Source organism: Ochrobactrum sp. SFR4, from assembly GCF_019730395.1.
Taxonomy (GTDB): domain Bacteria; phylum Pseudomonadota; class Alphaproteobacteria; order Rhizobiales; family Rhizobiaceae; genus Pseudochrobactrum.
This window is the reverse complement of record NZ_JAAPBB010000735.1, coordinates 1-276: the sequence shown is the minus strand read 5'-3', so window position 1 is coordinate 276 and position 276 is coordinate 1. Positions and strand designations below refer to the sequence as shown.

At 40.6% G+C, this 276-nt stretch carries 1 protein-coding gene; it reads left to right on the top strand.

Features of this window, described 5'->3' with window-relative positions:
• A partial coding sequence (locus HBA93_RS21020; protein ID WP_221724562.1) for a hypothetical protein occupies window positions 1-276 on the top strand: 276 nt, incomplete at both ends.

Here is a 276-nt window from a genome sequence, read left to right as displayed (position 1 = left end):
TATCAAGGCACTCAATCTGCCGGTGATGCAGAGATTACCAATAACATTGATGACACAATATATTTTAACGATCAAAGTACTGCAGACGCAGCAAATATCATCAACAATACCGGTGGCGCAACTCATTTTAATGACCATTCAACGGCTGCTAACGCATTCATTACGAATAATGCAGATGCTGAACTGACATTTAATCAACACAGCACGGCTAAAGATGCACGGATTACCAATAACGATAATGGCAATTTGGAATTTAACGACCATGCTTCTGCGGCA